The following is a 19,113-nucleotide window of genomic DNA, read 5'->3' as shown; positions in this document are numbered from 1 at the left end:
ATCCCTTAATTATTTTTTTCCGCTGGCAAACAGCGAGTGAAAGAAGCTATAGAGCGCGTCGCCGGCAATAAAGCCCGCCGCCATCACCTCCATTGGCGAGCGGCCGCGTTCGCCCCATACGCGAAGGATCACGATGCGCAGCGCGATGCCCACCACCACCGCCCAGCCGGCCATCGCATTGTTGATCAGCAGGCCGGTGGCAAGCAGCACGCCGAGCTGGCGCTTCGGCCCGCCGATCAGCTGAATAACCGCGCCGGGAATCGCCCATATCAGCAGGCTGCCGGCGATGCCGGGCTCCGCGCCCGCCTGGATGGTTTTGGCGTAAACGCGCGCCACCGGCGGCAGCAGGTTTTCCGCAAAGAACAGGTTATGCGCGTACCAGACGACCGGAATAGAGACCAGGAACGCGATCATCGCCGCGATCAGCTGGATGCGGCGGCCCCACAGCTCTTGCTGCAGATCCGCGCCGTTGCCGCGCAGGATAAAGCCCGCTTTCAGATCGTAGCCCATGTCGGCGAAGGCGGGCCCGGTCGCCGCGGTAAAGCCGCACAGCAAGCAGAGCGCCAGCGGCGGAAAGCCGAGCAGGATGCCGACGATCAGGGTAATCAGCGCCACGGCGAAGGCCGGGAACCAGCCGGAGTGCATCGCGGCGATGCCGACGATCAGCTCATGCACGAAGGCGGCGAACGCGGCGTAAATCACAAACAGCAGCAGCATCGGCAGGCTCATTTCGCTCCACAGACCGCCCGCCAGCGCCAGCAGCGCCGAAATAATCAGGTAGCCCGCGCCGCCAAGACCGAGCGCGCGCCTGACCTCATTGCCGCCGCGGCTCACTTTCTGCTCGTCGTGGCGACGGCTGCGGATCACCATCACCACCTGAATCAGCGCCACCAGCCCCGCGCCGACCATGACGCCGTGCGGCAAATAGAGCGCGTTGATATCGATGCCGGCAACCGGTTGCGCATAGGCGCGCACCAGAAAGCCGACGCCGAGCATGCCCAGCGCCCAGATATTGCCGATAAAGGCGGTGCCGAAAGCGGACATCGGGATCTTCAGCATCGAGCCGAGAATGCCGCCGACGATGCCCGCCGCCAGCAGCCAGGCCTGTCGACCGCCCCTGTCGCCCGCTTTGATCGCCTCTGCGGCGGCCACGCCCGGCGGCCAGGCGTTGCTGGCGGGAAAGACGCGGGTATCGAACAGGCGGTAGAGCAGATAAGCGTCCAGCAGCATCGCCGCGCTGACGCCGCAGAACATCGGCAGCACCAGCTGCGGCTCGCCCAGCGCCCACGGCACGGCGATCGGCATTAATAAGCTGTTGGCCGCGCCGAAGGTGGCAGAAGAAATTGCGGTTTGCGCGAGGTTTTGAATTTCAATCGAACGATAGCGGCGAAACGCCTGTAAGGGAATTCGCGCCAGCAGCATGGCGAATAGCGCGCCGATAATTGAGGTATTCGGCGTCACGCCGATAGTGGTAATAAGCTGCACGCCGATAATGGCGCCCGCCACCGACAGGGCGATTAATACTATCGCCACGCCAGCCTGTTTAACTGGATTAACCTTCTCCATATTGTCCCCGTCAGCAATGCCGGTAGAAATGAAATGACGCTTCGCGAGCCTGAATCAGGCTCGCTTACGTCGTTTTTTTATTTCGTCCGTGAGGTTGAATAAACAGGCCCGAAGGCCTGGCGTTTTCCCGGTGTGGCGAAAGTATTGCGCCGATAAAAAATTAAATTCAGAGTGGCGTTGCGCCATATTTCTCGGCCAGGTCGCTGGCCGTTATGCGTAATTCATCAAGCAGCGCAGGCGGATAGCCAGGTGAACTCTCCTGCGATAAAAACGAAAGGCAAAGCGCCACCGTGTCGCCGTGATATTTATTATGCAGCGCGACGGAGAGCGAACTGATGCCGGGCAGCGTTTCATTGCGCGCCAGCGACCAGCGCTGGCTACGGATCGCCGCCAGCTGCGCGCAGAGCGCCTCCAGCGTTTGCGGCGAATTGGGCGGCAGCGGCTGCCAGGCGTCGCGGTAGCGCTCGCGCACCTCGTCTTCGCTGAGTTGCGCCAGCAGCACGCGGCCGGTCGAGGTAGCGGCGGCGATCATGCGGCTTCCCGGCGGCGTCACCAACTGGGTGAAGTGGCGTCCGTGAAACATGCGCATCACCACCAGATCGCGACCGTCGAGGCGCGAGATATAGCCGATGCTGCCGGTTTTATCCGCCAGCCGCGCCATCGCCGGCGCGGCGCTGTCTACCAGCGGCGCGGAAAGATAGTGTCCGGCGGCCGACAGCAGCACGCGGCCAATATGAAAACAGCGGCTCTCTGCGTCGCGCTCCAGCATGCCCTGACTTTCCATGGTGGCCAACAGGCGCGATACGGTGCTTTTCGGCAGGCGCAGCGCCTCGACGACATCGGTAAACGTCAGCCCGGGATTTCCCTGCGTCACCCCTTTTTGCTGAAACAGCTTAAGCACCGCGGCAGCGTTTTCGAGTGTGGTCATATTGCGAGTTTCACTATATGGAACCGAGTTCCTGTATCGATGGTTAAAACTAAAACGCGGGGGAATAAGGGTCAAGCGTCAATTTTTGTCAGGGGAAATAGTGCGCAGTGAAATAACCGGGCAGGCGGCAAAGAGAAATGATTTTATAGGGGAGTTAAGAGAAATAGCAGAATGGATAACAGCTTCGCTGCGCCCAGGCAGCTAATAACAGCAAATAGAAATCAGCGAAAAAGCGTATTCAGGCTGGCGTCCCTGCCAGAGAGATTATCCTACTCTTTTTCCACATCTTCATAGCGAACTTTGGCATCCTGCGCTTCCGCTTCAGACGTATGTTCGCTAATTAAGGTATTGGGCGATGGATGATCGGCGCGTAACTCCCATGAGGTTACGGTGCTGCCCGGCGGTCCCTTCTCAACGGTGACGACGCGAGCTTCGCGTGGATAAGGCGGTCTGGTCGGCATATTTAATCCCTCCTGGCTAATCGTATTCCACACGACGAGACGATTCCCGTCTGAGGATCAGTATAGCCAGGCTACGCAACCCAGACGGGAAAGCGGGAGGAATCTGAAGAAAAAAGCGGAAACTAGCTGGCGCGCGCCAGCGACAGCGACTGAAGAATCTCGTCGATAACGCGCTCCGGCGTCTGCATGGCGTTGACTTCATGGTGGGCGGCGTCGCGATAGAGATGCGCGCGTTCACGCAGAATATCGCCCATCTCTTCAGCGATAGGACGGCCGGTCAGCGTTGGGCGCTGCGCCGCTTCCGGCTGGCTCTCCAGCCGCTGCGCCAGAATATGTGATGGCGCGCTGAGCCAGATCACGCGTCCTTGTTCGCGCATAAAGCGACGATTGTGCTCCGCCAGCACCATGCCGCCGCCGGTAGCGATCACCGTGGATGGCGCGGTAACCGCTTTTAGCGACTCCGTTTCCCGCGCGCGAAAGCCTTCCCAGCCTTCATCGGCCACAATCTGCGCAACGCTGCGCTGGGTGCTGAGCTGCAGATGGTGATCGGTATCGCGAAAGGCGTAGCCGAGCGCGCGCGATAGCGCCTCGCCCACGGTGGTTTTCCCGCAGCCGCGCGCGCCGATCAGATAAATGGGTAGAGACATCGGGCAGTTCCTCCGCCGTTACAGGCCGTAAATCTCGGCGTATCGCTTAATAATGCGACGCATCATAACTGGAAACCGCTATAGCCTCCACCCGTGAAGCAAGAATTGCGCATCCTTTTCAGACTTTCACACCAATTTCATTAAATATTAACGGGTTAACCATGCGCATTTCGTGCAGATCGCGTCAAATCAAGCGGCGGCAACATTTGCTTACCTGGTGGATTTTACTTTGCCGCGCCGCGTCCCCATATACTTATTCAATCGCAACAGGAGAGCCATTATGTACAGTCAGGAACATCAGTTAATTGAGGGTCTGTTCAGCCGTCTGAAACAGGCCGAGAGCCAGACCGGACCGCGTGACGCGGCGGCGGAACAGCTGATTAAAGAACATCTGCAGCAGCAGCCCGGCGCGCCTTACTATATGGCGCAGGCGATCCTGATCCAGGAAGCGGCGATGAAGAAACTCAACGAGCGCATCACCGAGCTGGAGAATCGCCTGGCGCAACAGCAACAGCAGCCTCAGCAGCAGAGCAGCGGCGGTTTTCTGTCGAGCCTGTTCGGCGGCGGATCGCGCCAGCAGGCGCCTGCGCAGCAGCCACAGCAGCAGGCGTGGAACAATGCGCCGCAGCAGCCGCAGCAGCCGCAGCAATATAACAATGCACCTGCCGCCCCAGCGCGCGGCACCGGCTTTCTCGGCGGCGCGCTGCAAACCGCAGTGGGCGTCGCAGGCGGCGTGGTGATGGCGGATATGCTGACCAGCCTGTTCCACCACTCGCAGCCGGAAGAGATCGTTAACATTATCAACGAACCCGACGCGCCGCTGCCGCAGGTCGATGACAATCTCGACACCTTCAACAGCGGCGGCAGCGGTTTCCTCGACCAGAACAACGGCTGGGATAACAACTACGCGGATAATAACGACTTCAACGATCTCGGCAACGACAGCTTCGACGGCTTTAACGACGACGACGACAGCTTTGTCTGATTTCAGCGCTGGCGCTGCGTCAGCCAGCTGTCGAGCGCGTTAGCGAACTGCTGGCGGTCCCGCGGGCTCATCGCCGCTGGACCGCCCGTTTGTACGCCGCTGGCGCGCATCGTGTCCATAAAGTCGCGCATGGTCAGCTTTTCGCGGATAGTGGCGGGCGAATAGCGCTCGCCGCGCGGGTTAAGCGCTGCGCCCCCTTTCTCCAGTACCTCCGCCGCCAGCGGGATATCGGCGGTAATCACCAGGTCCCCCACTTCCACGCGCTTTACGATCTCGTTATCCGCGACGTCGAACCCGGCAGGCACGCGCAGCGTTTTCAGATATGGCGACGGCGGCACGCGCAGCGACTGGTTGGCGACGAAGGTCACCTGCGTTTTGGTGCGGTCCGCCGCGCGGTAGAGCACCTCTTTAATGACGTTGGGGCAGGCGTCGGCATCAACCCAGATAACCATGTTCTTTCCTTACTCTTTGGGAATGATGGAGATCTTGCCGGTCTTCTCCAGAATGGCAAACTTTATTTGGTCCAGCCGCTCCAGTCCCTGCGAGCTACGCGCGCTCTGCAGAATATCCTCTTCGTCTACTCCGGCGCGCTTCGCCCGCTGGCGCAGCAGTTTGCCCTCTTCCACCAGGATCAGCGAAGAGCCGTCAATCAGCCGCTCCATGCGGGGAAAGCGCGTTTTCATCACGCCGAACAGAATATCAATCACAATCAGCGTAACGATGGTCAATCCGGCACCCGTGACGGAAAAGTCATCGCCGAGCAGCGCCTGCTGGGTCGCCTCGCTGATAATCAGCAGCAAAATCAGATCAAAAGAGGTCATTTCCATGAGGGTGCGCCGTCCAGCGATTTTAAACACCACCATCAACAGCAGATACATGCTGGCTGCGCGCAAAACCGTTTCCATATGGCTCTCCTAAGGGTAGATAAACTGACTAAAGCGTACGCTGGAGGCGTCGTCGAGCGTGACGGTAAGGTGATAGCGGCCGAAATCCTGCGCCTGGGTGCCGATCCAGATAGTTGCCTCCTGCTGATCGGCGCGCCGGTGCCAGCGCAGCAGCAGGCTATCGCCTGTGCTCCAGGCCTCGTCCGGTTGCGGCTGGAGCGTCTGCAGCTGAATATCGTCGAGCTGCGGACCGCGCAGCCTGATCTGATAATCGTCGCCGCGCAGCTGCTTCAGACGCAGCGTCATATCCATGTTGCTTTCTCGTCGCCCGAAGCGTTCGTAATCGACGCTCAGCCGCTTATCCGCGCTGGCGACGCTCTGGTTGCTCAGCCAGCCTTTTGAAAACAGCCCTGCCGCGCCAGCGACGACAATCAGCAGCAGCAGCGCGAAGCCCGCATGCTGAATACGCCACTCAATACGTTGCCACGGCATATTCTCTTTAACCGGGTAGTGCCGGCTTTGATTTTCATTGTCGCCCATGCAGTGTTCTCCTTGCTGACTTGTTATTAATCCTGGCTGAAGTAAGCTAACGCGTTAAGATTTTCGAACTTTCTTAAGGATACGGCGATGCTGGAGAAGAAGATTGGGTTTATCGGCGGCGGCAATATGGCCAAAGCCATTATCGGCGGACTGGTGAAAAGCGGCCAGGTCGCGCCCTCGAACATCTGGGTATTTGACCGCAAGGCGGAGGCCAACGAGGCGCTGGCGCGCGAGTACGGCATTCAGGCCGCCGAGAGCGCCGAGGCGCTGGCGCGCGAAGTCGATATTCTGTTTGGCGCGGTCAAACCCAACGTCATCCTGAAAGTGCTGAAAGATCTGGCCAGCCAGCTGAAAAAAGAGGCGCTGGTGGTCTCTATCGCCGCGGGCGTGACGCTCGATTCGCTGGCGACGGTGCTAGGCCACGACCGCAAGATCGTGCGCGTCATGCCGAATACGCCGGCGCTGGTCAACGAAGGGATGACCTCGATAACGCCGAACGTGCTGGTCGACCAGCCGGAAATCGACGAGGTGGTCACGATATTCGAGAGCTTCGGCAAAGCGGCGGTGGTCAGCGAATATCTGATCCATTCGGTGGTCGGCGTTAGCGGCTCGGCGCCCGCCTATGTCTTTATGTTCATCGAGGCGATGGCGGATGCCGCCGTGCTTGGCGGCATGCCGCGCGCCCAGGCCTATCAGTTCGCCGCCCAGGCGGTAAAAGGCTCGGCGCAAATGGTGCTGGAAACCGGCAAACATCCCGCCGAACTGAAAGATATGGTCTGCTCGCCCGGCGGCACCACCATCGAAGCGGTGAAAGTGCTGGAAGAGAAAGGCTTTCGCGCCGCCGTGATGGAGGCGATGCAGCAGTGCATGGCGAAGTCTGAAGCGCTGAGCAAGAAGTAACGCACAGGGCGGAGCGCCCGCTCCGCCCGCTTCCGCTATCCCTGCCGGCTCGCCACCGTCGCCAGCGCCTGCTCCATGGTCATCGGCTGCTGCATCTCCAGCACCAGCGCCGCCGTGAGCGTATACATGCCGCAGGAGAACGCCGCCGCCAGCTTGCCCTGCTGGCCGTAAAGCGCGATAAACTTTTTCTCCTCCAGCGAGCCGATGAGGCGATACTCGTCCCACTCCCTGGCATGACCAAGATACTCGTAGCGCGTGCCGAAGTGCGTGGTCCAGAAAAAGGGCACGCGGTCGTACATCATGCGCTTGTCCAGCATATTAAAGGCGGCGATGCGTCCCTGCTGATGGGCGACGCGATAGTGCTCGACGCGCAGCGGCCCCTGCGGCGTCAGATAGCTGGCGATATCTCCCGCCACCCAGACGTTTTGCGTCACGCGCAGCTGGCTGTCGGCGAGCAGGCTGCCATCCTCGCGCAGCGGCAGATTGTGAATAAACCCGGTAGCGGGCTGAATGCCGGTCGCCAGCAGCACCACGTCTGCCTTGATGCGGCGGCCATCCTGCAGACGCAGCGCGGTAACGTGCTGCTCGCCCTCCAGCTCTGCCGGCTCGCCATCAACAAAGTGCACGCCGTTGCTGCCGTGCAGATCGCGGAAATAGCGGCCAATCTGCTCGCCGAACTGGCGCGCGAAAGGGAGTGGATGCCGCGCCACCACCGTGACCTCAACGTCGCGATTGCGCAGCGCCGACGCCATCTCCATGCCGATAAAGCTGTTGCCGACAATCACCAGCTGCTGGCTCTGGTCAACCTCCTTGAGCAGCGCATCCGCCTGCGCCAGCGAACGCAGCAGGTGTACGCCCGCCAGATCGCTGCCCGCTAAATCGGGACGCTGCGGCGCGCCGCCTGAGGCGATCAGCAATTTGTCGTAAAACAGCGAGCCGCCGTCGGCGAAGTGGATACGCTGCTCACGCGTATCGAGACGCGTTACTTCGCCCTGGAGGCGATCGACGTGCTGCAAAATGTCCTCTTTCAGAATGCGCGGCACATTCTTGATATCCATCTTGCCGGAGGGGACGAATTTCGTCAGCGCCGTGCGGTCATAGGGCGCCTCCGGCTCGCGTTCCACCAGCACCACCTTTCCCTTAAAGCCCTCCCGGCGCAGCGTCCAGATGGCGGCGCTGCCTGCCGCGCCGCCGCCGAGCACCGCATAAACGGGCGCGTCGCCGCCGCTGCCAATGGGCGTCGCAGATGACATGGCTTTGGGATTGACCTGCACAATGCCGTTCTCGACGCGCAGCGGAAACTGTTTGAGATCGGCCAGCGCCAGCGGCTCGCACATATGGCCATCTTCCAGTGCAAACACCGCCTTATGCCAGGGGCAAACCAGCTTATCGCCGCAGATAGCGCCCTGCTCCAGCGGCGCGCCCGCATGCGGACAGGTGGCCTGATAAGCGCGCACCTTTTCTCCGTCGCGCACCAGCAGAATATCGGTATCGGCTATTTTCGTTTTGGTGGGCTGGCGATCGGGCAGATCCTTTAGGGCGATGACGGGCTGATAATTCATGACACGGCTCCTTCTTTGTCGTTATTCAACAATGCGCCCTCGACGGACGCCGCTATTCCCCTACAAAAAGTAAGTGTGGCAAAGGAAAGCGGAAGGCAGAGTCTGAAAATAAAAAAAGCGGCTAAGCCGTTGTTAAGGCGTCTATTTAAAGTTTTAGCAAGTGTAAATATTAAAAAAACTAAGCGGGAGTGGCGCGGGAATATTACGGCCGCGCGGCGGCCGTAATAAACCGCATATCAGGCTTTTTTCAGGCAGGAACTCATAAAGCTTTTACGCGCGTCGCCGCTAAGCTTTTTATCGCCCGCTGCGGTGTTGCAGCTTTTCATTTTTACCTGCTGCGGCGTCATGCTGGAGATATTGCTCTCTTTTTTCAGGCATTCGCTCATAAAAGATTTACGCGCGTCCCCTTTCAGATTTTGCGTGCTGGCGTGCTGGTTGCACTGCGTCATTTTTTGCTGCTGCGCCGTTTTCTCGGCGGCCTGCGCCATGCTGACGCCGTTCATCAGCAAACCTGCCATCACGACTGCCGTTAAATGCAACTTCATGGTATGACTCCCTTGATGAATAATCCGTTAATTCTGGCACGAGAGAAACAGAGTGGTGGAAATTTGCACAAATTTGCAGCACTGATCGCACTGCTCCGCTATCAACCATCAGACGCGCGGATGATTAAGTAATTTGTCCAGGTAGTTACGTAACAAAAGCGCGTCTTCATTACTGGCGTCGGCATCGGCATTATGCATCGCGTTGTCGATACCGGCGGCGATAGCGCGCTGTTGTTCCGGCTCCAGCTTGCGCAGCATCGCCGTTACGATAATTTCCAGCGCCTCAACCTGAGCGACCAGCTCTTTCGATTCTTCTTCTTTTGCCGCCAGTTTTACCAGTAATTCAGCGATAAGGTTCTTCATGCCCTTTTCCCATGGGGTAAATAAAAGCAGACGTTATCACTCGCCAAAATAAAAAAACAGCGTTTTTGGCCGATTTTCCGCGGCTCTTTATAACGTGTTTTATTAAAACAGGGCTTAAACATTTTTTAAGGAGCGGGCGAAACGTTTTACTGCTAATTAAGCGAGACGCAAATCGTTTCAGCCCGAAATAAAGCGGAAGTTATGTGGGGTTAACGCGGACCAGTAAAACCGTGACCGTGACCGCCCCAGCCACCGCCACCGCCGCCGCCACCAGGACCTCCCCAGCCGCCGCCCGGGGGCGGGAAAATACAGCCGCTCAGCGCGGTCGCCAGCGCCACGACCGCGGCAAGTTTAACAATACGTACCATAACAACCTCAGGATGGATGAAATCGGGCTGAGTGTATGAGCGGCAAACCGAGGCGACAAGAGAGAATTCTCTGACTCAGGGCGGTATTAATCCTTGCATACCAGGCTTAACAATTTACTGGTACGAAAGTGACATAAAACCGACATCGTGGCGGTTCACGGCGCAGAGCGCGTTAAAAAATTGCCCCTTTCATTAAACCTTCGCTCTTTACAGAGCGCGGCAAACCCTGCATTGTGAGCGCAATACAATTTAAGGACACCGCTATGTCAACGCCGCCGATTTCGCTGAGTCAACTTCTTGCCCGCCGCGACTGGGAGAACCCGGTCGTCACCAGCCTGCATCGCCTTGATGCCCATCCGCCTTTCGCCAGCTGGCGCAGCGAAGAGGCGGCGCGCGACGAGCAGCCCTCTGCCGCGCAGCGCAGCCTGAACGGCGCGTGGAACTTTAGCTACTTCAACCGTCCTGAATCGGTGCCGGAAAGCTGGCTGCAGCAGGATCTGCCTGACGCAGCAAGGCTGCCGGTACCCGCTAACTGGCAGATGCACGGTTATGACGCCCCCATTTATACCAACGTCCAGTATCCAATCGCGGCGACGCCGCCGTGCGTGCCGGCAGAGAACCCTACAGGTTGTTACTCGCTCACATTCACTCTTGACGACAGCTGGCCTGAAACGGGACAGACGCGCGTTATCTTTGACGGCGTCAGCTCCGCCTTTTACCTGTGGTGCAACGGCCGGTTTATCGGCTACTCCCAGGATAGCCGTCTGCCTGCTGAGTTCGACCTCAGCGCGGCGCTGGTGCGCGGCGCGAATCGCCTGGCGGTGATGGTGCTGCGCTGGAGCGACGGCACCTGGCTGGAGGACCAGGATATGTGGCGCATGAGCGGCATTTTCCGCGACGTCTCGCTGCTGCATAAGCCGACGCCGCACCTGGCGGATGTCCAGCTGGAGACGCTGCTGAGCCCGGAATATCGCAGCGCGGATCTGGTGGCGCGGGTACGCGTCACCGCTCAGGACGCGGCGCTGCGTTTGCGGCTGACGCTGTGGCGAGAAGGCAAGCAGACTGGCGTCATCGAGCAGCCGCTCGGCAGCGCGATTATCGACGAGCGCGGCCACTATGCCGATCGCGCCGAGCTGCGCCTGCGCGTTGACGCGCCCGCGCTGTGGAGCGCAGAAACGCCGACGCTCTACCGCGTCACGCTGGCGCTGCTCGACGCGCAGGGCGAAACCATTGAGGTCGAGGCGTACGATGTCGGCTTTCGCCGCGTCGCTATCGAAAACGGCCTGCTCTGCCTGAACGGCCAGCCGCTGCTGATACGCGGCGTGAATCGCCACGAACATCACGCGGAGAGAGGCCAGGTGGTGGATGAAGCGACGATGCGGCGCGACATTGAACTGATGAAGCAGCATAACTTCAACGCGGTGCGCTGTTCGCACTACCCTAACCATCCGCTCTGGTATCGACTGTGCGACCGCTATGGCCTCTACGTGGTCGACGAAGCCAATATCGAAACCCACGGCATGCAGCCGATGAGCCGCCTGGCAGACGACCCGCGCTGGTTTGCCGCCTTTAGCGAACGCGTCACGCGCATGGTGCAGCGCGACCGCAACCACTGCAGCATTATTATCTGGTCGCTGGGCAACGAGTCGGGGCACGGCAGCACGCACGACGCGCTCTATCGCTGGGTGAAAAGCGCCGATGCGACGCGCCCCGTGCAGTATGAAGGCGGCGGCGCCAACAGCGCGGCGACCGATATTCTCTGCCCGATGTACGCGCGCGTCGATGAAGATCAGCCCTTCCCCGCCGTGCCGAAATGGTCGCTGAAAAAGTGGATCGGCCTGCCGGGCGAAAACCGGCCGCTGATCCTGTGCGAGTATGCGCACGCCATGGGCAACAGCCTCGGCGGCTTTGCAAAATACTGGCAGGCGTTTCGTCAGTTTCCGCGCCTGCAGGGCGGCTTCGTCTGGGACTGGGTCGACCAGAGCCTGACGCGCTACGATGAAAACGGGCAGCCCTGGCAGGCCTACGGCGGCGACTTCGGCGACAAGCCTAACGACCGCCAGTTCTGCATGAACGGTCTGGTGTTCGCCGACCGCACGCCGCATCCGGCGCTGTTTGAAGCGCAGCGCGCGCAGCAGTTCTTCCACTTTACCCCGGACGCCGACGATCCCTTTAGCTTTACCGTCAGCAGCGACTACCTGTTTCGCCGCAGCGATAATGAGGTGCTGCGCTGGCGCGTTGAGCAGCAGGGCGAGGTCGTGGCGCAGGGCGAAACCGCGCTGGATATCGCGCCCCAGGGAATGCAGCGCATTTGCGTTCCGCCGATAGCGGATCTTACCGGCGAGTGCTGGCTAAACGTCGCCGTACACCAGCGCGCCGCCACCGCCTGGTCTGACGCCGACTGGCGCGTCGCCTGGCATCAGTGGCCGCTGCCCGCCGCGCTGGCGCTTCCGCCGCAGCCGAGTGCGGGCGAGCCGCCGAGGCTCAGCATGGAGGAGACGGCTATCGCCGTCACGCACCGCAATCAGCGCTGGCAGTTTAACCGCAGAAGCGGCGAGCTGACGCAGTGGCTGGTCGACGAGCAGGCGAGGCTGCTGTCGCCGCTGCAGGACTGCTTTATCCGCGCGCCGCTCGATAACGATATCGGCACCAGTGAAGCGGAGCGCGTCGATCCCAACGCCTGGTCAGAGCGCTGGAAAGCGGCCGGCTACGACGCCATGACCTGCCGCGTAGAGCGAACAGAGGCTTCGACGCTGTCGGACGCGGTGCAGATCAGCGTGCTGCACGGCTGGTACGCCCAGGGTCGGCTCGCCTTTCTCAGCCACAAACGCTACCGGTTCGACGCGCTGGGCGAAATGCATCTGGAGGTTGAGGTGGAACAGGCCGCCGACGCGCCCGCGCCGGCGCGCATCGGCCTGCGCTGTCAGCTCGCCGCCGCGCCGCAGCAGGTTACCTGGCTGGGGCTGGGCCCCCATGAAAACTATCCGGATCGCCAGCTGGCGGCGCAGTTCTCGCGCTGGCAGCTGCCTCTCGACGCGCTGCATACCCCTTACGTTTTTCCGAGCGAAAACGGCCTGCGCGGCGGCACGCGGCGGCTGGAGGCGGAAGGCTGGCGCGTCAGCGGCGACTTCAGCTTCTCGCTGAGCCGCTACAGCCTTGAGCAGCTGCGCGACGCGACGCACCGCCATCTGCTGCGTGCGGAGCCGGGATGCTGGCTGCATCTCGACGCCGCGCATATGGGCGTAGGCGGCGACGACTCCTGGAGCCCGAGCGTCAGCGCCGAGTTTCTGTTGACTCAGCGTCGCTGGCGCTATGCGCTGCGCTTTTCCCCTTCGGCTCCAGCACCGTACGTGGACGCCGGTAAAAGCGCTTCAGCAGCAGCACGTTAACCAGCACCACCAGCGCGGTGGCGAAGAAGACCCAGCGGTAGCCGGTCAGCGCCGACACCGCCGCGCCGAGCAGCGGGCCGGCGACGTTGCCGAGATACATAAAGGACTGGTTGTAGCCGAAAATACGGCCGGTAATGTTGTCGCGCGAGTGGCGCACCAGCAGCGTCTGCACCGCCGGCATCATCGCGCCGTCGGCAAAGCCGAGCAGGAAGCGCAGCACGCCGAGCTGGGTGGCGCTGGTGACGAAAGACATGGCGATCAGCAGCAGCAGCGACACCACCATGGTCGCCAGCAGAATCCGCTGGGTGCCGATACGGTCGCCCAGCCTGCCCAGGCGCGGCGCGGCAATCAGCGCTGAAATGCCCGGCAGCGCGGCGATCACCCCGCTGAGAAAGGCGATGTTATCCGCGGTCGGCGCCAGTTCGCGCACGAACAGCGTCAGAATCGGGTTAACCGAGCCGTTGCACATCTGGATCACCATGGTGGTGACAAACAGGCAAAGCATGAGCCTGGGGTTGTCGAGCGAAGCGAACACCTCGCGCCCGCTCAGCTTGTCCTTTTTACTCACCGGCGTATAGCCGGTCTCTTTAATCAGAAACAGCGTCACCAGGAAACTTACCAGCAGCAGCGCGGCGGTAACGATAAAGACCATGCGCAGGCCGACCCAGTCCGCCAGCAGCCCGCCGAGCATCGGCCCGAGGATCACCCCGCCGATCTGGCCGGTCGAGACGCAGCTCAGCGCCCAGCCGCTGCGGTCGCGCGGCACCTGCGCCGCTACCAGCGCCATCGCGTTGGGAATATAGCCCGAGGTCAGCCCCATCAGCGCGCGCAGCAGCAGTAATTGCCAGGCCTGGGTAACGAAGGCCTGCAGCAGGATCACCACGCCCATGCCGAACGCCGCGCGTAGCAGCATTAGCTTGCGTCCTTTACGATCGGCGAGACTGCCCCACAGCGGCGCGACGGCGGCCGAGATCACAAAGGTGATGCTGAAGGTGAGTCCTGACCAGAGGCTAAGCGCATCACCGCCTTTGATGCCGAGCTGTTCGATATAGAGCGGCAGAAAAGGAATGATCTGACTGATGGCCAGGCCGGTGAAAAAACAGCCGAACCAGACTGAGATAAGATTGATTTTCCAGGATTCAATTGTGCGTGGCATGAGCAAACGGGCGCTGACAGAGGGAGGTCACAGTCTATCAACGGCGCTCTGTCGCTGAGCGACAAATGATGGCACGAAAAGAAAAAAACCGTTTTTCGCTGCCTCAGGCCCTTTTCACTGCCGTATATAGGCTGTTAGCGCTTTTTTGCAGTGAATGTCGATGGGGCTGCTGGCTGAGTGTCAGCAGAGATGAAAAAATATGTCAGCCTGTTACTGACAAGTTCAGACGTCGGTTGTATGTTTAAAAAAACGCCAGTTTCTCTGGCGCAGGTGCGGCTTTCCGGCTGCGCTAACGCCTCCGCCACTTCCCGTCGCGGCGAGGTCCACAGTTACCCATCACGTTGACTATCACGCTGCGCTGCGCAGGTCGTGACAGACGCGCCGTCGCCTTAGCGGAGGTGAATATGAGAGTTCAAAACAGTGCCAGCCGTGCGATTGTGGACTATTTCAACAGCCCCGCGTGGAACGCCCCGCAGGAGTCCGATCTGCTGGCGGTGATCCTGCGCGAGCTAATGGAAGCTGGCGAGCCCGCTACCAATAAAGCGGTGATCGCGCGGGTTATTGAACGGCTGGAGGTGGAAGGCGACGCGCGCCGTCTGGAGAATTATCGTCAACTGCTGGCGCAGTTAATGGAAACCGGTTCGTCGGAATAAGCAAAAAAATTCCCGCCGAAGCGGGAATAAACAAGACGAGCATTGCATATTGAGAGTGACGTGGAAATCTCTGTTATCCACGATCTATCCTCGGCTCCGTTGATGACCAGTGCATGACAATGCGACGCTTTTTTTATGACGCCTTAGCCGCAGTAGACCTGACTGATAACGTCGTTTTTGTCCGCCAGGAAGTTCAGGCGGTGCAGGTTAAAGTCCATCGTGACCGCGCTGTTCCAGCGAATGGCCCGCACCGGCGTTTCCAGACGCAGGCTGCTGGCGGCGCTAATCGGCTTGCCGACATAGCTCTGATACTGCGAAGCGCCGCAGGTGTCGCTTGCCGCATCCGCGTCTGCTGCGGTGTTATCAGGTTTATTCGCTGACTGACAGGCGGTTAAGGCGAACATGCCCAGCGCCAGCAGCGCTTTTCCATAATATTTCACGTTTTCTCCTCATGAACGTGGTGAACTCGCCCCAGAGAGTAGCAAAGGCGCGCGGCCGGCTTAACCCTTAAAGGCTAAAAAGATGGTCGCGAACAGCCTGTTTACGACGTTGCGCCCCGAACTTTTCAGATAAATCGCACTTACGGAACAAAACCTCTCCGCTGGAGCGCTAAAATTATTAGGACTTTTCTGAGGAGGATCGTATGGAACTGGCAATTTTCGTGGGCTTTGCCGTTCTGATGACCGCCGTAGCGGTCAAAGTGCGTTAAGCCCGAATGGATTGAGATGGGGTTTCCAGAAGCGCAGTAAAGTCCGACAGCGGCACGGGGCGTCCCAAAAAGTAGCCCTGCCCCTCTTCGCAGGATAGCCGCTTTAGCTGGTCGAGCTGCGCTTCTGTCTCAATCCCTTCCGCCGTAATCGTCAGCGCAAAAGCGTGCGCCAGCGCGATAATGCCCGCTACCACCGACTCCGCCTGCTGCGACTCTGGAAAATCTTTCATCCAGGAGCGATCGATCTTCAGGCCGTTAAACGGGAAGGTCTTCAGATAACCCAGCGCCGCATAGCCGGTGCCGAAATCGTCTACCGTCAGCCTGACGCCGAGCGCGCGCAGCCCCTGCATCACTTCCAGCGCCTGCTGCGGATGCTCGAACGTCACGTTTTCCGTGATCTCCAGCTCCAGCCGCGTGGCGGGCAGCCCGCTGCTCACCAGCGCGCGCGCGACGCGCTGCACCAAATCGTTGGTGCGAAACTCTACCGGCGAGATATTGACCGACACATAGCGTTCTGCGCCCCAGGCGCTGGCGTCGCGACAGGCGCGCGCCAGCACCCAGTCGCTGATGGCCACGATCAGGCCGTTCTCCTCCGCCAGCGGAATAAAGCGATCGGGCGTAATCGGCGGCCCCTCCTCGGGCTGCCAGCGAATCAGCGCCTCCGCTCCCGCCAGCCTGCCGCTTTGCAGCTGATAGCGCGGCTGGTAATGCAGGCAAAATTCGTCGTTGAGCAACGCCTGTTCGATGCGTTTCGCCATCTCGCGCTTATGCTCGCGCTGGCTGGCCATATTATTGGCGTACCAGACCCAGCGGTTGCGTCCCGCGGCGCGCGCTTCGTTCAGGGCGATATCCGACATGCGCAGCAGCGCCTCGGGGTGGCTGGCGTCCTGCGGCGCGCAGGCGATGCCGATGCTGGCGGTGAGATAGTGCGCGTGCTGGCCGGTGTAGATCGGTTGCTGCACCTCCTGCAGCAGCCGGGCGCAGCGGTGCGCCACCACGTCGGCGTCACCCTCCTGCAGCACCAGCACGAACTCGTCGCCGCCCAGCCGCGCCGCCAGCTCGTGCGCGTCGACGCCGCGCTGCAGCCGCTGCGCCAGCTGATTCAGCACCTGATCGCCCGCCGCGTGCCCCCAGTTATCGTTCAGCGGCCTGAACTGGTCGAGATCGAGGCTGACGATCGCCAGCGGCGACGCCAGCAGCGGCGGCTCCAGATGGCGCGTCAGGAACTCCTGCAGCTGAATGCGGTTGGCGAGTCCAGTGAGCGCGTCGTGGCGCGACAGAAACTGAATGCGCGCCTCCGCCTCCATTCCCTGAGTGATATCCGACACCGTGCCGCGAAAGCCGGCGCGACGCCCCTCGTGCCAGATGGTTTTCGCCACCAGATGGCCGATGCGGCGTTCGCCCTGCGCGCTCATAAACTGGCAGCGCAGCGGCGCGGAGGAGTCGCTATCTTCCTGTCGCATCAGCCAGGCCACCAGCGAGTGGCTGGAGTGCGTCAGCAGACGATCGATATGCTCGCCCGTCCAGTCGGCAATCTGATGGCCTGTCAGGCGATGGAAGCGGGAGGAGAGATAGATCAGCCGTCCGTGCTCATCGGTTTCCCAGATCCAGTCTGAAGCCGCTTCAGCCAGGTCGCGGAAGCGCGCTTCGCTGTTGGCCAGCTCCTGCTGACTCTGGGTCAGCATGGCGAAACGGCGATCGGATAGCAGGGCGTGATGCAGCGCGTGGCGACTGACGCGGCGCGTAATCCAGCCGGTGAGCAGCGCCACCGCCGCCAGTATCGGCAGCAGCAGCATCAGCAGGCGCGTGCCTGGCATTTTCGGCTGCCAGCGCAGCGCCACGGTCCCGCCGTCTATCGCCTCCAGCGTCATGGTCGGGCGCTGGCGCGCGTCATTGTCCGCAGTGCCGCGCGGCGCCAGGACGTCGAGCATTTTGCCCAGCGCCTCTAATTTGGCCGGCGTGAACAGATTAACGAAGACGAGCACCGAGGGAGCGCCCGGCCGCTCAGAGAGACCCGCCGCTTTGCCCCTTGAGATGGGCGCCGCCACGACAATGGCGGGCTGCTGCTCAATCACGACGTTGCGCGCCAGCGCCGCGTTCTGCAGCCCGCGCGCGTCGCGCAGCAGCGAGGCGCTGTGCGCGCCGAGCCAGGCCTCCAGCGGCAGATCGGCGAGTTTTCCGTTAATCACCGCGTAGCGCGTGCGGCCCGCATTATCCACCACGAACACCCCTTCGTAGTGATACTCGTTGTAGAGATCCGGCCCGATATTCTCCTCATCCCATGCCCAGCGTTTGTTTAGCGTCAGATGCAGGTTGCGCCACGCCTCGCTCCAGAAGGCGTAGTCGCGCACGTCGGTCAGCATCGTCTCCTGCCGGGCGTCCCACGCCTGGCGCAGCCGCTGGCGATCGTGATCCGTCGCGTCGCGGTTCTGCCGCTGGGCGATAACGAGCACCATCAGCACGACGAGCAGCAGCACGCCGGAGAGTAGCAGCGAAAAGATGCGCAGGCTGCGGCGCGTGCTGCGCAGAGTGCGATCTTCAGCCGCCGGCGCAGAGCGGCGCGACGGCGATTCCGGTGGGTCAAAAGTCATCAGGGGCGCTCACAGCAAAGCGATAAAAGAGGCTCGGGCAACAGCGCGTCGACAGCTGACGTCGCAGGCCCAAACAGGTTTAATCGGTTATCGGCGCGCGGCGTCGCGGTTTTAGCCTGAGGCGGCAAATTACTGCGTTAAGTTTGTACGCGCGCCTCCCTCGACAGGGATCGGGCGCGTTGCTACTATGCGCTTTCCTCCAGTGGCTGGGTTGCCTATGAACACCAATCCCGACAGAGTGACGTTGACGCTGTTCTACGTCGGCAGCTTTGTGGTCTATTACCTCGTGACGATGCTGATTACGCTGTTTCCCAACTACGGCGTGCTGCGTAACGACGGTCTTCTGGTGCCGGTGCTCTGCCTGTTTGAATTCGCCGTGATCTATCCGCTTTACCGCTTTTATTGCCAGCGCCGCAGCGATCTGCCGCTGGGCGAGCTGCGCATTCGTCAGACGCTGCTGTTTATCCTGGCGCTGTTTGCGCTGATGGCGGCCCAGACGCAGTTTTTGCAGCCTGAAGGCTGGCTGGTAGAGCAGGCGCAGCAGGGCCGCAATTCGATGCTGATCCTGCTGCTGACCGCTGTGCTGCTGGCGCCGGTGTTCGAAGAGGTGCTGTTTCGCGGCTTTCTGCTGCAGGGATTTCTGCTGTGGGCGCCGCGCAGCCGCTTCGCCTGCATGCTGCTGACGTCGCTGCTGTTCGCGGCGATGCATACTCAGTACGTACACTGGGAAACCCTGGTGGCGCTGACGCTCTTTTCCCTGCTGCTCTGCTATGCGCGCCTGCGCAGCAACAGCCTGGCCTTGCCGATTTTCCTGCATACCTTCAACAACCTTATCGCCCTGCTGCCCGCCTGGTTTTTCTCCTGAG

Annotated in this window: 19 protein-coding genes; 5 read left to right on the top strand and 14 right to left on the bottom strand. The window is 60.8% G+C overall.

Annotated features, from left to right (window positions below):
• Positions 1 to 9 precede the first annotated feature (9 nt).
• The 4 genes from B3229_RS07050 to aroL form a co-directional block, all read right to left on the bottom strand.
• A complete protein-coding gene (locus tag B3229_RS07050) occupies positions 10 to 1,566 on the bottom strand; it encodes an OPT/YSL family transporter (protein WP_286870200.1) in 1,557 nt (518 codons plus the stop codon).
• Between the two features lie 166 nt (positions 1,567 to 1,732).
• Positions 1,733 to 2,494, bottom strand: coding sequence for an IclR family transcriptional regulator (locus B3229_RS07045; RefSeq protein WP_048780824.1), 762 nt, complete (start codon positions 2,492 to 2,494; stop codon positions 1,733 to 1,735).
• Between the two features lie 269 nt (positions 2,495 to 2,763).
• On the bottom strand, positions 2,764 to 2,955 hold the full coding sequence (locus tag B3229_RS07040; protein WP_033752762.1) for a YaiA family protein: 192 nt from the start codon (positions 2,953 to 2,955) through the stop codon (positions 2,764 to 2,766).
• Between the two features lie 122 nt (positions 2,956 to 3,077).
• A complete protein-coding gene (gene aroL, locus B3229_RS07035) occupies positions 3,078 to 3,602 on the bottom strand; it encodes a shikimate kinase AroL (protein ID WP_048780825.1) in 525 nt (174 codons plus the stop codon).
• A gap of 280 nt (positions 3,603 to 3,882) precedes the next feature.
• Here aroL and B3229_RS07030 point away from each other — a divergent pair, with 280 nt between their 5' ends.
• Positions 3,883 to 4,587, top strand: coding sequence for a DUF2076 domain-containing protein (locus B3229_RS07030; protein WP_286870199.1), 705 nt, complete (start codon positions 3,883 to 3,885; stop codon positions 4,585 to 4,587).
• A 2-nt stretch (positions 4,588 to 4,589) separates the two neighbouring features.
• Here the strand turns inward: B3229_RS07030 and B3229_RS07025 are convergent, their stop codons facing one another.
• Genes B3229_RS07025 through B3229_RS07015 form a run of 3 tightly spaced genes read right to left on the bottom strand, consistent with a single transcriptional unit; the run spans position 4,590 to position 6,011 of the window.
• Entirely contained in the window at positions 4,590 to 5,039 is a 450-nt protein-coding gene (locus tag B3229_RS07025; RefSeq protein WP_286870198.1) for a YaiI/YqxD family protein, read from the bottom strand.
• 9 nt (positions 5,040 to 5,048) lie between these two features.
• Positions 5,049 to 5,492: a DUF421 domain-containing protein gene (locus B3229_RS07020; RefSeq protein ID WP_033752766.1), complete on the bottom strand. Its 444-nt coding sequence runs from the start codon at positions 5,490 to 5,492 to the stop codon at positions 5,049 to 5,051.
• Between the two features lie 9 nt (positions 5,493 to 5,501).
• Positions 5,502 to 6,011 (bottom strand): hypothetical protein, encoded by a 510-nt coding sequence (locus B3229_RS07015; RefSeq protein WP_048780827.1) that lies wholly within the window; start codon positions 6,009 to 6,011, stop codon positions 5,502 to 5,504.
• A gap of 87 nt (positions 6,012 to 6,098) precedes the next feature.
• Between B3229_RS07015 and proC the strand changes: the two genes are divergently transcribed.
• On the top strand, positions 6,099 to 6,911 hold the full coding sequence (proC, locus tag B3229_RS07010; RefSeq protein WP_286870197.1) for a pyrroline-5-carboxylate reductase: 813 nt from the start codon (positions 6,099 to 6,101) through the stop codon (positions 6,909 to 6,911).
• Positions 6,912 to 6,946: 35 nt separating this feature from the next.
• Here proC and B3229_RS07005 read toward each other — a convergent pair whose 3' ends face one another.
• From B3229_RS07005 to B3229_RS06990, 4 genes are all read right to left on the bottom strand, one after another.
• A complete protein-coding gene (locus B3229_RS07005; RefSeq protein WP_286870196.1) occupies positions 6,947 to 8,473 on the bottom strand; it encodes an FAD-dependent oxidoreductase in 1,527 nt (508 codons plus the stop codon).
• A gap of 236 nt (positions 8,474 to 8,709) precedes the next feature.
• The gene (locus B3229_RS07000) at positions 8,710 to 9,018 is read right to left on the bottom strand and encodes a PsiF family protein (protein ID WP_048786480.1); all 309 of its coding nucleotides are present in this window, start codon (positions 9,016 to 9,018) and stop codon (positions 8,710 to 8,712) included.
• Positions 9,019 to 9,126: 108 nt separating this feature from the next.
• Positions 9,127 to 9,381: an anti-adapter protein IraP gene (gene iraP / locus B3229_RS06995; RefSeq protein WP_048786477.1), complete on the bottom strand. Its 255-nt coding sequence runs from the start codon at positions 9,379 to 9,381 to the stop codon at positions 9,127 to 9,129.
• 209 nt (positions 9,382 to 9,590) lie between these two features.
• Positions 9,591 to 9,749, bottom strand: coding sequence for a hypothetical protein (locus tag B3229_RS06990; protein ID WP_286870195.1), 159 nt, complete (start codon positions 9,747 to 9,749; stop codon positions 9,591 to 9,593).
• Between the two features lie 263 nt (positions 9,750 to 10,012).
• Between B3229_RS06990 and B3229_RS06985 the strand changes: the two genes are divergently transcribed.
• A complete protein-coding gene (locus tag B3229_RS06985; RefSeq protein WP_286870194.1) occupies positions 10,013 to 13,138 on the top strand; it encodes a beta-galactosidase in 3,126 nt (1,041 codons plus the stop codon).
• Here B3229_RS06985 and B3229_RS06980 read toward each other — a convergent pair.
• Positions 13,023 to 14,294 (bottom strand): multidrug efflux MFS transporter, encoded by a 1,272-nt coding sequence (locus B3229_RS06980; protein WP_286870193.1) that lies wholly within the window; start codon positions 14,292 to 14,294, stop codon positions 13,023 to 13,025. The genes B3229_RS06985 and B3229_RS06980 overlap by 116 nt on opposite strands.
• Before the next feature lie 404 nt (positions 14,295 to 14,698).
• On the opposite strand from B3229_RS06980, the gene B3229_RS06975 reads away from it, so the two are divergent.
• The gene (locus B3229_RS06975) at positions 14,699 to 14,947 is read left to right on the top strand and encodes a biofilm development regulator YmgB/AriR family protein (RefSeq protein ID WP_286870192.1); all 249 of its coding nucleotides are present in this window, start codon (positions 14,699 to 14,701) and stop codon (positions 14,945 to 14,947) included.
• A 143-nt stretch (positions 14,948 to 15,090) separates the two neighbouring features.
• On the opposite strand, the gene B3229_RS06970 is transcribed toward B3229_RS06975, so the two are convergent.
• Both B3229_RS06970 and B3229_RS06965 read right to left on the bottom strand, forming a co-directional pair.
• Complete coding sequence (locus tag B3229_RS06970) at positions 15,091 to 15,387, bottom strand: I78 family peptidase inhibitor (RefSeq protein ID WP_216492215.1); 297 nt, start codon at positions 15,385 to 15,387, stop codon at positions 15,091 to 15,093.
• Positions 15,388 to 15,652: 265 nt separating this feature from the next.
• Entirely contained in the window at positions 15,653 to 18,247 is a 2,595-nt protein-coding gene (locus tag B3229_RS06965; RefSeq protein WP_286870191.1) for a bifunctional diguanylate cyclase/phosphodiesterase, read from the bottom strand.
• 217 nt (positions 18,248 to 18,464) lie between these two features.
• On the opposite strand from B3229_RS06965, the gene B3229_RS06960 reads away from it, so the two are divergent.
• On the top strand, positions 18,465 to 19,112 hold the full coding sequence (locus tag B3229_RS06960; protein WP_033788745.1) for a CPBP family intramembrane glutamic endopeptidase: 648 nt from the start codon (positions 18,465 to 18,467) through the stop codon (positions 19,110 to 19,112).
• Position 19,113: the final 1 nt, after the last annotated feature.

The organism is Pantoea sp. UBA5035 (genome assembly GCF_002415245.1).
Lineage (GTDB): Bacteria > Pseudomonadota > Gammaproteobacteria > Enterobacterales > Enterobacteriaceae > Pantoea > Pantoea septica.
The sequence above is the reverse complement of the archived record's forward strand: the minus strand, read 5'-3'. Positions and strand labels throughout refer to the sequence as shown.